This is a genomic window from Zunongwangia profunda SM-A87 (assembly GCF_000023465.1).
Taxonomy (GTDB): Bacteria; Bacteroidota; Bacteroidia; order Flavobacteriales; family Flavobacteriaceae; genus Zunongwangia; species Zunongwangia profunda.
Map to the genome: position 1 here is coordinate 2,399,330 of NC_014041.1, position 14,369 is coordinate 2,413,698.

Here is a 14,369-nt window from a genome sequence, read left to right on the forward strand (position 1 = left end):
TGTATGAATCCAAGTTTGAGTCAAAATTGCTAATAATTTTTAAAAAATATGAGCAAGAGTAGTATACTTTAAAAAAGTGAAGAAATCCAGATCTAAATATACAACTTTGATAGTTTTTACGGAAAACCGTAATGAGGGTGGAGGGTTTTTAGGTAGATTTATAAAATAAATATAACACAACTTGTTGTGTTATCCGTACGTTGTAGGTAATTTAAGCTGACCATTATGAAAAAAGAAATAACAATCTTATTAATGCTATTATCCTTTTTTGGATTTTCTCAAGAAAATCAGAAAGTCGATAGCTTAAAAGCGGAAATAGCAAAGCTGTATGAAAATATTGATGAACTAAAATCGGAAATACAAACGGAAATTCTGACAAATGGCTATTACCTAACTGCCGAAAAAAATTATAGCTTTTCAGTATTAAAACTCAAAGACAAAAAGTATGGAAAAGTACTGGACACAATTCAAGAAGGCGACACAATAAAAATAATTGACAGAGAAATTGGACTTTATAAAGTTGAATACAATGGAATAACTGGAGTAGTCGATGAATCTGACTTAAAAGTTGATTACTCGTCTTCATTAAAGCTTTTGGAATATGAATATGCACGAAAAAAATATAAAAAGTCATCTTATTCAAGTTCATATAATTCCAGCTCAAAGAAAAAGCCACTTGATTATTCAAAACCTATTAAAGTCAAAGGACATTATCGAACAACAAAATCAGGAAAAAGAGTTTATGTTAGACCACATACAAGAAAAAGAAGGAAAAATTAAAAATTAATAACTAAGTCTTCGTGTGGTCGGTACGACCTAACATGAAGATCCTTTTTACTGCCGGTTATGTGGTTTTTAATTTTTGTGGAGCATTTTAATAGTAGCCGTTAGGCTAGGGGAGTGTTGAGAGTAATCCAGGTTGAGTGTTTACGAGCAAACTAATCCCTAAAAATCTACTAGAATTAATGCGTGTGGCAGTATAAATATTTTTAAGACAATTAAGAATACTGTAGATTATTACTTTAATTAAAATTGGGCTAACACAATTTGCTGTGTTATCTGTATTTTATCGCCAATTTAAAGAAAGACCTACAACAATAAATACACAATATATATTCAAAAACAATGAGGAAAATTTATGCTCCCCTATTGACATTAGCTGTTCTAATTACTTCTTGTACATCAGTACTTGACAACAAAATTGAATCATCAACAATTGAGTCTAATGTCCAACAGATAAAGGAAAAAAATCCAGAATTGGATACACTAAAATTAGAGATTTTGGAAAGTTTAGTAACTTTCAACCAAGGAAGAGAGGCTTACATCGCTGAACTTGAAGAAAAAATGGACGACTCAGATTATTCTTTGGAAAAAATGATTGTTTCCGAAGAAACATTTAACGAACAAATAGATAACCTATTTAATTATTTAAAGGCTCAAGAAATATCATTTAATAAACTGTTTTCTGAAATTGACACAGTAAATGCAATAAATAATAGATTTGATATTGAAGCTCAAGATATTCATAAGGAAATTGATGATTTCTGTAATGAAAAACAAAAAGAAATTGATGGAAGAGAGGAAAAAGCCAAAGAAATAAAGGCTGAACTTAACTCAATGGTGGATTTGAAAATCATTAGTATCAGGGAAACGGAACGCGATTATCGAGATATTGTGGAAGTTAAAATAAAGATGACAAACAAAATATCTGAACCTATAGAAGCTATAAGTTTTAATATTGAAATTACAGATAAGCTTGGGAATAAATTGGCAACTTTACGTTGTCGCTCAAATGACAGATTCGTCAAATCTGATATTGGATATTGGACTTATGGAAGATGGGACCAGTCAGACACTTATAAAGCTTTAAAAAACACAAAGCTTTCTCACATCTCAACTAAACAAGAAATAACAAAAATTAACCATGGTGGCAAATTGATTTCTGCATATGATAATATGGACGATTTATTGGTGATAAATTATGAATACAACTCTCCTGAAAAATTATATGGTTATTGTCCTTATTTGGAAGATACAGATGATTTGAAAATTGAACTTGAAAAACTAAAAAAGAAAAAAGAAAAAGAAATTGAGAGATCCACTCCAATAATCAATAAATACCAAACGATTACATCTAAGTTAATTGACTTTTCAAAGATGTTTAATTAAAAAATTTCGATAATAACTAAGTCTTCGTGTGGTCGGTACGACTTTACATGAAGATCCTGTTTACTGCCAGTTATGTGGTAGTTTATTTTTAGCGAGCATTTTAATAGTAGCCGTTAGGGGAGGGGAGATTTGAGAGTAATCCGGAGTGAGTTTTTATTAGCTTACTAATCCTTAAAAATTGCTATAATTTATACGTATATAGCCCGGGTACAGCTTGGAAAAAAGTGTTCTTTAATTGTTTACGGATTTGAAAACCGGAGATTTTTTTCCCTACCAAGCACTCCCAAAACCAATGTTGGAAAAAAACGTTCCCTAACAGGCTATAAAAATAATGTTCTAAAAAAACACTATTTTTATAGCTATCGTTGTGCCCAATTAAAACAAAACAATGCTGATAGATGACCTTTTAAAAAAACTTGAAGTTGGAAGTCCTCGAAGCTACTACACTTTTGAAACTTTTATTCTAAACCTCTTGAAAGTCAACCAAAAGAAAGAAGGGAAGCCATTTATCTCCCAACCAAGACGTTTGGGGTTCGATGCTTTTGCTCCTGAAGGAATTGAAGAAATTGAGGGACCGACCCAAATCGAGATTAAATTCAATTTGGAACGTTATCCTTCAAGCAGGTTTCTTGACAAAGTTGGACTTGCAACAAAAAACTGGACAAATAGTTGAATGACTACGCTGCTAGTTTAAGGTTATACATGTCTAATTCAAATTCTCTTATAGTTCTATTTCCTAAAAAGGAATGTCTTCTTCTATTATTATACCAAGTTTCTATCCATCCAAAGATGGATAACTCCGCTTCAGATCTCAACTTATAATTGTGCCTATAAACCCATTCTACCTTTAATGATTTAAAGAACGATTCAGCAATGGCATTATCCCAGCAATTACCTTTTCTGCTCATAGATTGGTTTACTAAGCCATTGTAACTTTTAATTAATGAGGTAAACTTATGGCTGGCATATTGTATACCTCGGTCGGAATGAAAAATTAAAGACTGGGTTAAAGTAGTTTTCTTTATAGCCATATGCCAAGCCTTAATAATAGTGTCTTCTGTACTTAGATTATCGCTTAGAGCCCATCCAACAACTTTGCGGTTAAACAAATCAATAATGACAGTAAGGTATAACCAGCCCTGTTTGGTTTTGATATAGGTTATATCGCTTACCCAAACTTGATCCTGTCGGCTTACTTCAAAGTTTTGGTTTAATAAATTAGGAGCTATGGGGTAATTATGTTGACTATATGTGGTTGCTTTAAACTTACGTTTTCGTTTTGCAAACAAATAATTAGCACTCATAATACGTGCAACTCTAGGCTTTGATATTTTATAGCCTAATGTCTCTAGTTCTGTTTTTATTCTAGGTGAACCATAGCTTTGAAAGCTATCTTTAAATATAGATTTAATAAGCCCAGTTACCTTTTGATTTTCTAACCATAATTTACTTGGTCCCGATTGTAACCAATGGTAATAGCCACTTTTGCTTACTTTCAATATTTTACACATCGTCTCGACAGGAAATCTCATAAGGTGTTGTTTTATAAACCTGTATTTTTCTTGTCGCTCGCGGAGAAGATGCTGATGGCCTTTTTTAAGATGTCTCGTTCTAACTCGGCTTCTTTTAATGCCTTTTTTAATCGGGCTATCTCTTTTTCTTCATCGGTCATTTTAGGATTACCACGGCCAGGGAAACTGTTGTTACCGTAATCTTTTAACTCTCTACGCCAACGGTAAAGTACAGATGGAAATATATCCAAGTCTTCACATACTTGTTTTACATTGCCTTTAGCATAACTTAACTCGACTGCTTTTTGTTTAAATTCTAAGGTGTAATGTTTAGATTTTCTTCTCATAATTGCTAAGGTAATAACTAGCAAAAATATTCTCTCAACTTAGTGTCCGGTCTAATGTAGTAATTCCAATACTAATTTAAATATTAATAAAAGATTTAAGCAATCATTCATTATGCTGGGAATCAATACTAATATCGATAATTCAGATTTTGAAAGAAGGAATGAATCAGAATATATTTTTTATGATTCAGATCAGGAAGATATCTATCGAAATCAGATAATAAGAGGAGGGGCTAAAAATAATAATTCCAGCGCTTTCGTAAACTTTAGATCTCCAATTATTGAAAAGCTGCTTTTCTACGGAATTTCATACAATTATGCTATCAATTTAGATGACTCAGAGAATCTGGCTTATGATTATGATGAAGAATCCGACCAGTTCCAGAAGCTTAATGAAGACCAGAGTACAAGTTTCGATAATCACACAGCGACCCATAAACCCGCTTTAAATATTAGTTACCAGACTGAAAGCTTTAACTTTTCTATCGATGCCGGTTATTCTTTAGCAGATCTGAAAAGTACAGACAGAATTAGAGATTTTAGTTTTGATAATAACTTTAATGCTTTTGAGGGGAGTGCGAGACTGAATTACTATTTGAGTAAAACTTCAAATTTAGGACTAAACTATAACCTGTCTAATCAAATTCCCTCAATTTATACTTTAACACCTTATAGAAATATTTCGAATCCCCTGTATATTGTAGAAGGAAATCCAAATCTGGACTTAACAAAACGTCACAATCTAAACTTAAGTTACAACACCAATAATATGGATAAGCAGCTTTATTTTAATGGCAGCTTAAGCGGTGATTATACCGTAGATCCTGTGCAATCGCAAACCACGATTAGCAATGATTTGGTGCGATTTACAACTTATAGTAATATGAAGGACGAGTATAGAGTTTCAGCAAACGCATCAATGAATAAGAGTTTTAAATTGGATTCTATTAGTCAGCTTGGCGTGAACTTTTACCTTAATGCAGGCCACAACAAGAATTACAGATTTACTGATGGAACCTTATACAAAGCTACCAGTCAAAATTATAATTTAGGTCCGTCAGTTAATATTTCCAACCAATCTTTAAGATTGAGATTAAGCTACAGTATGAATCTACAAGTCGCCAAATACGATTTAGAAACTATAAAAGATCAGCGTATCTACCGAAATTCTGTGAACTTAAGTGGTTTTGTTAAATTCTTTAAAGACTTTGAATGGAATAATGATTTTAGGTATTCTACCAATCCACAGGTAGATCAGGATCGTTTTGATGCCCATATTTTCTTCTGGAATTCTTCGGTATCTTATAAATTTCTTAAAAATGATTTTGGATTGATCACGCTTAAAGCTTACGATATTTTAAACGAAAACACCAATGTATTTCAGTATTCTGGAGCAGATGCTATTACGTCATCAGAGTCTACCACACTTACCCAATACTTTATGCTGAGTTTTAGCTACAGATTCGATTCTTTTCATAAAAATGGCAAGAGTCATCCCCGCTAGAAAAACCGTTATGCGGGAATATGCGCTTTTAAAAGTTAAATAAATCTTAAAATGTAATGAAGTGTTAAATATTCAACGAGTTTTTTAGTTATTAGTAGATGTCAATCAATAAATCATCATTTTATGTTCAAAAAATTACTGGTACTGGCCACAGTATTCTTTAGTATTTCATTATCTGCACAGAAATTTGAAATTTCCGGAAAATTAATTGATAAAGAAAGTAAGGCGCCTCTGGAAGCAGCCACGGTTTTTGCGGAATCGATTAGGGATAGTACTCTTGTAACCTATACCATTACCGATAAGGATGGAGAATATAGCCTAATAGGCAGAACCTCGCTGGAAGAAGTAAATGTGTTTGTTTCTTTTGTAGGATACATTCCATACGAGCAAAGAGTAAGTTTAAAAAATGACAGGATCATAAAGCTTAATCCTATAGAACTCGAATTTCAGATAGAATCCCTTGGTGATGTTTTGGTGAAAGCCAGGCGAGCTCCGGTTACTATCAAAAAAGATACCTTAGAATTTAATGCCGAATCTTTTGCCACCAAAAAAGATGCAACGGTAGAAGATTTATTAAAAGAACTTCCCGGGGTAGAAGTCGATGCTGAAGGAAATATTACCGTTAACGGAAAGCCGGTAAATAAAATACTGGTAAACGGCAAGTCGTTTTTTGGCGGTGACGATCCTACTATCGCTACCCGAAACCTAACCAAGGAAATGATTAGTAAAATTCAGGTTTCCGATACAAAATCAGATTCTGATGCCTTTACCGGAGAAGCTAGTAGCGGAGAAAATAAAACCATAAACATCACTATAGACGAAGATAAGAATAAGGGTGTTTTTGGTCGGTTATCTGGTGGAGGCGGAACAGATGATCGTTTTGAATATGCTGGCCTGGTAAATTATTTTGATAACGATTTGCAAATAAGTGCACTTGGCGGGGGAAATAATATTAATTCTCCCGGTTTTAGCTTTGGAGAGATCGAAAAAATGTTTGGAGGTGCCAGAAGTATAAGTGTATCGAGCACGGGAGCATTTAGCGTTAACGGGCGTAGTTTTGGATTTGGCAGCGGAATTATAAATTCTAGAACCGGCGGACTTAATTTCGCGGATTCCTGGGGTAAGACTTCAGAAATTTCAGCAGATTATTTTTATTCGGGGTCCAATAATTATGAAGAAACCCAGAGGGAAAGGGAAAATATCTTTCCTGATAGTCGATATTTTACCGAAAGTTACTCTAAAACCGAAGGAAATACAGATCGCCATCAGGCTAATATGAAGTTTACCACCAAGCCGGATACTACCTGGTTTATAGATGCTATGCCCTCTTTTAGCTATACGAAGGCCGAAAATAGTTATGAAAGTAACTCGCAGTCTTTTAATGAAAATGGGGACTTAATTAACCAATCTGAAAGTGATAACCAAACATTTAGAGATGGGAAGACTTTTGGGGGGAATTTTAATGTTAATAAAAAATGGAACAACGGCTCTTCACTTTCATTGCGGGTTAATGGTAATTTAGAAAATAATGACTCAGAGTCTTTTATACTAACTTCCGCAGAAACCTTTGGAGATGATGGGGAATTGACTGATAGAAATCAATATACCGATGGAAAACAGGAAAACAATAACGTAAATTCTACCTTACGCTATAGGTTACCTGTTATAAAAGATAAGTTTTTTCTGAATTCTCAAATGGGATATGGAAATGATTCCAGAGATGATAAGCAATATGTTTATGATCTAAATAACGCTTCTGGAGATTTTGAAGATTTTAATGTCGAGCAAAGCACAGATTTCGAAAATGTAAATGAATTTTACCGTCCCGAGCTTGGAATGGATTGGAATACAGAGAAGATAAATGTAGGCCTTGGAGTAGGGTATGTGCATAGAGAGTTAACCAGTAGCGATAACCTTAGGGACTTCAATTTCTCACAGGATTTTGACGCTCTAGAATATGATTTCAATTTCAGTTATAGGATCAATCAAAAAATGAGTATATATTCCTATGTTTCCAGAAGAAATGATGCACCGGGAGTACGACAACTATCCCCATACATTGATATTTCAGATCCATTAAATATCGTTCAGGGAAATCCCGATCTTAAACCTTCTAATGAAACAAATTTTTATATAAACTTCAATAATTATGATTTTCAAACCCGTAGTGGTCTTTACGCGTATATAAGTTTTTCTAAATTTGATGATCAGGTCGTTTCAAGATCTGAGGTAGATAACAATTTTGTGCGCTATACTACCTATGATAATGTAGACGGAAGTTACAGGGCTTACGGAAATATTAGTTATAGTAAGGATATTGAGCTTGATACTTTATCCAGTTTAAAAGTAGGTTTAGGCCTTTACAGTAATTTACAACGAAGCGTAAATTACAATAACGATCAAATGTACAATCGTGATTCCAGGTTAGTAGGTCCTACTTTAAATTTGACTTATAAGTTGGGGGACTTTTTGGAACTGCGTCCCGGATATAATATGAGGTTCAATACGGTAGAATTTGATATTAATTCTTTCGAAGATTACCGGTTTACCAGACATGAATTTCGTCTTCGAACAATTACCAACTGGCCGGAAAATCTGGAGTGGCAAAACGATCTTACGTATTTTAATAATCCAAACGTAGGGCAGGCTTTTCAACAATCTACAGTACTCTGGAACAGTACACTTACCTATTCCATACTGGATAATAAAGGAAATATAAGTTTAAAAGCTTTTGATTTATTGAATCAAAACACCAATACTCAGCGTCAATCAGAATTGAATTATGTTGAAGATGTTCAAAGTACGGTACTCCAGCAATATTTTATGCTGGGCTTTAGTTATAAGTTTAATACTCTGGGTAAAAAAGGAGAGATTAGAGATAGAAATTTCTTTTTTTAAGCATTTGTTCGTCTGCTAATTTTATAAAAAAAAGGCTTTTGGTATTTTAATTCCAAAAGCCTTTTTTGTTTATAGAAATAATTTTAATCCTTATCAGTTTCTTTGCTTTGATCTAAACTTAAATTATTCGAAAAATCAATAGTTCTTATTGGGAAAGGTATATTAATATCATTGTTATCAAAAGCTTTTTTAATAGCGATAATAGCCCTGCTTTGTGCTGCAAGAATGTCGAAATTTTTCCTGGCATCGGTCCAGAATCGTACCGTGAAATTAATCGAGCTGTCGGCAAATTCATTATAAAGAAATTCCACTTCTTCTTCACCGTTCTGTGGGAATAATTCTGCAATCGTATCTGTGGTTAACTTTTTCACCATTTCCAGATCTGAACTATAGTGTACACCACAGTTTACAAAAATCCGAGAACGTTCCGTCCTGCTGTAATTTTTAAAAGCATCATTTACAATTTTTGAATTTGGGATCACCACAAAGTTGTTATCAGACTGTCTAACTTTTATACTTCTTAAGTTAATTTCAACTACGGTACCGGCATAACCGTTTGTTTCTACCCAATCTCCTATTTGTAATTCGGGTAAAAAACTTAAAATAACGCCAGAAAAACTATTGTTTAGTGGTCCCTGCAATGCTAAACCAACCGCCAGTCCAATCACTCCCGCTCCCGCAAGTATGGAAGTAAGTAACTTATTGAGATTAAGAAGCCCTAATGCGACAAAAAAACCAGTTAGGATAATAATCGCTTTCAGGACCTTAATAGTAATTTCCCGGATAGAGTCTTGCTTAACTTTTCTGATTAAAAGTCGGTTTACAAACTTTCCAATCCATTTTGCGGTAAATATGAAAAGTATAAAAACGAGAACTGCCAAAATAATATTTGGCAGGTTCACGATAAGGCTATTAAGCCATCCACTTAGTTTATCAACCAGGGACTCTAATGATTTTTCAATATCAAAGCTTTTTGCCATGTATGTAAAATAGATTATTTAGCAGGAATAGCTTTATGCGTTTCGGTAGTTTTCATTTTCCATGCATCCAACATCCAGCTGGTTTTTTCAAGTTCCCTGATGTAAGCACCTACCAAATCTATGGTCCCCTCGTCACCGGCAGCATCAGCCGCTTTTATTACTTTTCGCATTTGTGATAAGATAACTCCATGATCTTTTATAAGTTGCTCAATCATTTCGTAGTCGGTAAGTTCAGAAATGGATTCTTCTAAATTCGACATTTTTAAATACTCACTAAAATTACTTGTAGGTTGAAAACGTAAAGTTAACACACGCTCTGCAATCTCATCTACTTTCAGTTTAGCATCATCGTACATTTCTTCAAATTTTTCATGTAAATCGAAGAAATTTTTGCCGATTACATTCCAGTGAAAGTTTCTTAACTTTTGATAGTATAAATGATAATCAGCCAGTAAAATGTTTAACTCATCTACAGTTAAAGCTATCTTTTCCTTGTCTAATCCTAAATAATTCATAGTATTTATTTATAGTTTTTTTATTTTCAATACAAAAATACAATACTTAAATAGTGTAATACAGCGTTTAATAGAAGTTTAACGCTATACCATAATCAACCTATTCTATAGGTCTGTTTTGTTTCATATCAAGTTTCTTGCTCATCTCTTCAGAGACCTGCCCACTGGAAACTCCATATCCATCAACTAAGGTTCCTTTTTTTCCATTTTCTGTAGTAATGGCATATAGGATAGCGTTATCATCAGGATTGCTCATCCCTTCAAAACGTAGTACTTTATCTACATCAAATTCATGAATACCATATTTTTCGTTTTCCGATTTTATTTCCAGGTGCTCGTCCAATAAATTAAAATCATGTTCATAACCTTCTTCTAATTTTAATTTATTTATTGCCTGGGATAGGGTTCCGTAATCTTTCATTCTGTTATAATTTTTCAATTGGTTTCAAATGTTAAATTACGTTGAGATGGCCTTAAATCCAAGTGATTTGAGTGGTTTAGTATAAGTTTAACTCCCTTTGGCTATTCCTTAATATTTGGGTTTTTAACGATCTTTTTTGCTGCTAAAAAGACCTATAGGCAACACCAGTAAAAAGAAAAAATACCAGCCTGTTACCAGTCCGATAATGGTGATTATTGCAGCGATAATATAAAACCAGTAGGAACTAAAAAACTTCATAAAAAATATAGATAATAGCTATTATAAAAAGAATATAGAGTAATTAATATTTGGAATCATGACCTTAAACAATCCACCTAAGGAATTGATATGCAGAGTGCACCTAATTTTTTTCATCTTTAATAATCAGATCCCCGGCTTTTTTGAATTCATTTTTATAAAAAACAATAAAACAGGGGGGTGTTTCTATAAAAAGATGGTATTAATCGGGTGACCCGCTTTATTTTTAAGATTTATTTTTAAAATCCAGATCGTCTATGGGGAATATCCCATGTTATGACAGGGGTATAGGCTTTGTGAGTTGTAAAATTTATCTTTGTAAACATGAAAATAGGTTTGTTCGATTACATATTCGTCGAATTTATTTTTTAGCAACGTCAAAAATGCTTTTCTTTGGCGTAAAAACCACATTTAAACTTTAGGTTGAAGGTATGAAAAATAAAATCACCTTAAAAGAGCTTTCTAAATTGCTTAATGTTTCAGTTTCTACTGTTTCTAAAGCCTTAAACGACAGCCCGGAAATTAGTCAGAAGACTGTAGAGCGAGTTAAAGAATTAGCAACTTTACACAACTATCGTCCTAATCCTGTGGCCGTTAATTTAAAAAGTAGTAGAAGTGGGACTATTGGTGTAATTATACCAAACATAGCCAATGTCTTTTTTGCCAAAGTGTTATCGGGAATAGAAGCGAGGGCACAAGAAGAAGGATTGCAGGTAATTACGTATATTTCTAACGAGTCCTATGATCGTGAAGTTCAGATCATAGATCATTTAACCTCTGGTTTTGTAGATGGTGTTTTATTATCTATTGCTGAAGAAACACAGCGTAAACGCGCTTTTGAACATATCTATAACTTAATCGATTATGATATCCCTGTGGTACTTTATGACCGTATTAATTATGATATGCCGGTAGATAAAGTAGGGGTAGATGATGCTGAAAGTTTTAAAAAGGTGACCACTAAGCTCATCAAAAAAGGAATTAAGAAAATTGGAGTAGTCTCTACCATTCTTCACCTGGTTAACGGTAAAGAAAGAATTAGGGGATATCAGGAAGCTTTGTTGCCTAGTATGAAAGAGCATATTGCAGCTTCAACCAGAAGGGAATTTCTTGAAGAAAAAATTCATGAGATTTTAATTGATGATAAAGTAGAAGCGGTGTTATGCTGTGATACCGAAAGCACCATGAGAGTATACCGCTATGCGTATGAAAATAATATTCGAATTCCGGAAGATTTAAAAGTAGTTGGCTTTTTAAACGAAGAAATTACTTCTTATTTAACGCCTTCAATCAGTTACATAGAGCAAAATCCTCGTAAAATAGGAAAAGGGGCTATGAAGCTTCTTGGAAAACGATTAAAAGGAGAGGCCGAATTAAATAAAACAACAGAAAAGATTATCAAAACCAAATTGGTAAATTTAGAATCGACTACGTTTGATTCTGAACTTTAATAATCCATATTTTGATAGATGCAAATAAACGGGCAAAACTAACCGGCAGTACAGTACTTGTTACCGGAGGAGCCGGTTTTATTGGTTCTAATCTTTGTAAAAGCCTTCTTGATCTTAATGCAAGGGTGATTTGCCTGGATAATTTTTCTACCGGGAAAAAAGCAAATTTAAATTTATTTAAGGATCACCAAAATTTTGCTTTAATCGAAGCCGATATCCGCGATGCTGATGCTTGTCTAAGAGCCTGTAAAAATGTAGATTATATTTTACATCAGGCTGCATTAGGATCGGTACCACGTTCGATTAAGGATCCGCAAACTACAAATGCAGTAAATATAAACGGCTTTTTAAATATGCTGGTTGCCGCGAAGGAAAACCAGGTAAAAAGATTTATATATGCTGCGAGCTCTTCAACTTATGGAGATGCCGCAGCATTGCCTAAAGTAGAAGATCATATAGGGAAACCATTGTCTCCTTATGCTATCACAAAATATGTAAATGAACTTTACGCCGATGTTTTTCAGAAAACCTACGGCTTAAATAGCATAGGCTTACGCTATTTTAATGTATTTGGGCGCCATCAGGATCCCGATGGCGCTTATGCAGCGGTCATCCCAAAGTTTGTTAAAAAACTAATGAATCATCGATCGCCGGTTATTAATGGCGATGGTAGTTTTTCACGAGACTTTACCTATATCGATAATGTGATTCAGGCAAATTTACTGGCCATGCTCACCGAAACCCCGGAAGCCGTAAATCAAATTTATAATATAGCTTGCGGCGAAAGAACAGATCTTAACCAACTTGTTGAAATATTAAAGGCTGAATTATATAAATTTGATCCTGAAATTTTAGATATTTCGGCTAAATACGGTCCTGCACGCCAGGGTGATGTGCCCCATTCCCAGGCATCGATCGAAAAAGCTAAGAAATTACTTGAGTATCAGCCGGAATTTTCAGTTAAAGCAGGTTTAGCTGAAGCCGTGTCCTGGTATTGGAATAATTTAAAGTAAATGATACAAAAGAAAATAGCAGTTATAGGTCTTGGGTACGTAGGTTTACCTTTAGCACGTCTTTTCGCTACTAAATATACAGTGGTTGGATTTGATATTAACAATTCGCGTATAGAGGAATTACAACAGGGCAAAGACAAAACTTTAGAGGTAGCGGATCATGAATTAAAAGCGGTTTTAAAGAAAAGTAATTCCGAAGAAACCGGTCTCTTCTGTACGTCTAATTCTAAAGATTTAGAACAATGTGATTTTTATATTATTACCGTTCCAACCCCGGTAGATAGAAACAATAAACCAGATCTTACACCACTATATAAAAGCAGTGAAACCGTAGGTAAAGTCATAAAACACGGAGATATAGTGGTTTATGAAAGCACTGTTTTTCCCGGCGCTACCGAAGAAGAATGTGTGCCCGTTTTAGAAAAATTTAGCGGACTTCGTTTTAACAACGACTTTTTTGTGGGCTATTCCCCAGAGCGTATAAATCCTGGCGATAAAAAGCATACTGTAGACAAAATTTTAAAAGTCACCTCGGGCTCTACCAAACAAATTGCTGAAGACATAAACGCTGTATACGCCTCGGTGATTACTGCCGGAACCCATCTGGCACCCTCAATAAAAGTAGCCGAAGCGGCTAAAGTAATCGAAAATTCGCAGCGTGATATCAATATTGCTTTTGTAAACGAACTGGCCAAAATCTTTAATATTTTGGATATTGATACCAAAGCGGTACTGCAAGCTGCCGGTACAAAATGGAATTTCATTCCGTTTACTCCCGGTCTTGTTGGCGGACATTGTATTGGTGTAGATCCTTATTATTTAGCCCAAAAAGCGCAGGCGGTAGGCTATCACCCGGAAATTATCCTTGCCGGAAGACGAATGAACGATAGTATGGGGCAATATGTAGCTGCAGAAGTGGTGAAATTAATGCTTCATAAAGATCTTAAGGTTAAAGAATCTAATATTCTTATTTTAGGTTTTACCTTCAAGGAGAATTGCCCGGACGTTCGCAATACCAGAGTAATCGATGTTTATCGAAATTTAAAAGATTACGGGGTGCATGTAACAGTGTATGATCCTTTAGCAAACCCAGAGGAGGTATTGCACGAATACGGCATAAAGACCCTTAATAAAAAGCCAAACGCCACTTTTGATGCTTTAATTTTAGCGGTGGCACATCAGGAATTTCTGGAGATGGATTTGTCTGAACTTAAAAGCAAAGATGCGGTAGTTTATGATGTAAAAGGTGTTTTAGGAGAAAAAGCCGATAAAAAACTGTAAATTTTCGTTAGATTTTAGTCA

Annotated in this window: 13 protein-coding genes; 8 read left to right on the forward strand and 5 right to left on the reverse strand. The window is 34.3% G+C overall.

Going from position 1 to position 14,369, the window contains the following annotated elements; translation table 11 throughout:
• Positions 1-225 precede the first annotated feature (225 nt).
• The 3 genes from ZPR_RS10660 (at position 226) to ZPR_RS10670 (ending at position 2,842) form a co-directional block, all read left to right on the forward strand.
• On the forward strand, positions 226-780 hold the full coding sequence (locus ZPR_RS10660; RefSeq protein ID WP_013071671.1) for a hypothetical protein: 555 nt from the start codon (positions 226-228) through the stop codon (positions 778-780).
• A 345-nt stretch (positions 781-1,125) separates the two neighbouring features.
• A complete protein-coding gene (locus ZPR_RS10665) occupies positions 1,126-2,169 on the forward strand; it encodes a coiled-coil domain-containing protein (protein ID WP_041578852.1) in 1,044 nt (347 codons plus the stop codon).
• A 388-nt stretch (positions 2,170-2,557) separates the two neighbouring features.
• Positions 2,558-2,842, forward strand: a complete 285-nt coding sequence (locus tag ZPR_RS10670) for a hypothetical protein (protein WP_013071673.1) — start codon at positions 2,558-2,560, stop codon at positions 2,840-2,842.
• A 4-nt stretch (positions 2,843-2,846) separates the two neighbouring features.
• Here the strand turns inward: ZPR_RS10670 and ZPR_RS10675 are convergent.
• Positions 2,847-4,051 (reverse strand): IS3 family transposase gene (locus ZPR_RS10675; protein ID WP_086026153.1). Its coding sequence is split into 2 segments (ribosomal slippage): positions 2,847-3,772 and positions 3,772-4,051, totalling 1,206 coding nucleotides; the frame shifts between segments, so codons are not numbered across the junction.
• Positions 4,052-4,109: 58 nt separating this feature from the next.
• On the opposite strand from ZPR_RS10675, the gene ZPR_RS10685 reads away from it, so the two are divergent.
• On the forward strand, positions 4,110-5,531 hold the full coding sequence (locus tag ZPR_RS10685) for an outer membrane beta-barrel protein (protein ID WP_262507692.1): 1,422 nt from the start codon (positions 4,110-4,112) through the stop codon (positions 5,529-5,531).
• Positions 5,532-5,654: 123 nt separating this feature from the next.
• Positions 5,655-8,429 (forward strand): outer membrane beta-barrel protein, encoded by a 2,775-nt coding sequence (locus ZPR_RS10690; RefSeq protein ID WP_013071675.1) that lies wholly within the window; start codon positions 5,655-5,657, stop codon positions 8,427-8,429.
• Between the two features lie 83 nt (positions 8,430-8,512).
• Here ZPR_RS10690 and ZPR_RS10695 read toward each other — a convergent pair whose 3' ends face one another.
• The 4 genes from ZPR_RS10695 to ZPR_RS23870 form a co-directional block, all read right to left on the reverse strand.
• Complete coding sequence (locus tag ZPR_RS10695) at positions 8,513-9,409, reverse strand: mechanosensitive ion channel family protein (RefSeq protein WP_013071676.1); 897 nt, start codon at positions 9,407-9,409, stop codon at positions 8,513-8,515.
• Between the two features lie 14 nt (positions 9,410-9,423).
• A complete protein-coding gene (locus ZPR_RS10700) occupies positions 9,424-9,924 on the reverse strand; it encodes a Dps family protein (RefSeq protein ID WP_013071677.1) in 501 nt (166 codons plus the stop codon).
• Between the two features lie 100 nt (positions 9,925-10,024).
• The gene (locus ZPR_RS10705; RefSeq protein ID WP_013071678.1) at positions 10,025-10,345 is read right to left on the reverse strand and encodes a hypothetical protein; all 321 of its coding nucleotides are present in this window, start codon (positions 10,343-10,345) and stop codon (positions 10,025-10,027) included.
• A 123-nt stretch (positions 10,346-10,468) separates the two neighbouring features.
• Positions 10,469-10,603, reverse strand: a complete 135-nt coding sequence (locus ZPR_RS23870; protein ID WP_013071679.1) for a hypothetical protein — start codon at positions 10,601-10,603, stop codon at positions 10,469-10,471.
• Between the two features lie 431 nt (positions 10,604-11,034).
• Here ZPR_RS23870 and ZPR_RS10710 point away from each other — a divergent pair, with 431 nt between their 5' ends.
• From ZPR_RS10710 to ZPR_RS10720, 3 genes are read left to right on the forward strand one after another with little or no spacing between them, the layout of a single operon-like run.
• Positions 11,035-12,054, forward strand: coding sequence for a LacI family DNA-binding transcriptional regulator (locus ZPR_RS10710; protein ID WP_013071680.1), 1,020 nt, complete (start codon positions 11,035-11,037; stop codon positions 12,052-12,054).
• 11 nt (positions 12,055-12,065) lie between these two features.
• Positions 12,066-13,067, forward strand: coding sequence for an SDR family oxidoreductase (locus tag ZPR_RS10715; RefSeq protein ID WP_013071681.1), 1,002 nt, complete (start codon positions 12,066-12,068; stop codon positions 13,065-13,067).
• A complete protein-coding gene (locus tag ZPR_RS10720; protein ID WP_013071682.1) occupies positions 13,068-14,348 on the forward strand; it encodes a nucleotide sugar dehydrogenase in 1,281 nt (426 codons plus the stop codon). It abuts the gene before it with no gap.
• Positions 14,349-14,369 lie beyond the last annotated feature (21 nt).

Coding starts and splice junctions, on each gene's coding strand:
- ZPR_RS10660 (WP_013071671.1), top strand. CDS start 226: ATGAAAAAAGAAATAACAATCTTATTAATGCTATTATCCTTTTTTGGA.
- ZPR_RS10665 (WP_041578852.1), top strand. CDS start 1,126: ATGAGGAAAATTTATGCTCCCCTATTGACATTAGCTGTTCTAATTACT.
- ZPR_RS10670 (WP_013071673.1), top strand. CDS start 2,558: ATGCTGATAGATGACCTTTTAAAAAAACTTGAAGTTGGAAGTCCTCGA.
- ZPR_RS10690 (WP_013071675.1), top strand. CDS start 5,655: ATGTTCAAAAAATTACTGGTACTGGCCACAGTATTCTTTAGTATTTCA.
- ZPR_RS10695 (WP_013071676.1), bottom strand. CDS start 9,409: ATGGCAAAAAGCTTTGATATTGAAAAATCATTAGAGTCCCTGGTTGAT.
- ZPR_RS10700 (WP_013071677.1), bottom strand. CDS start 9,924: ATGAATTATTTAGGATTAGACAAGGAAAAGATAGCTTTAACTGTAGAT.
- ZPR_RS10705 (WP_013071678.1), bottom strand. CDS start 10,345: ATGAAAGATTACGGAACCCTATCCCAGGCAATAAATAAATTAAAATTA.
- ZPR_RS23870 (WP_013071679.1), bottom strand. CDS start 10,603: ATGAAGTTTTTTAGTTCCTACTGGTTTTATATTATCGCTGCAATAATC.
- ZPR_RS10710 (WP_013071680.1), top strand. CDS start 11,035: ATGAAAAATAAAATCACCTTAAAAGAGCTTTCTAAATTGCTTAATGTT.
- ZPR_RS10720 (WP_013071682.1), top strand. CDS start 13,068: ATGATACAAAAGAAAATAGCAGTTATAGGTCTTGGGTACGTAGGTTTA.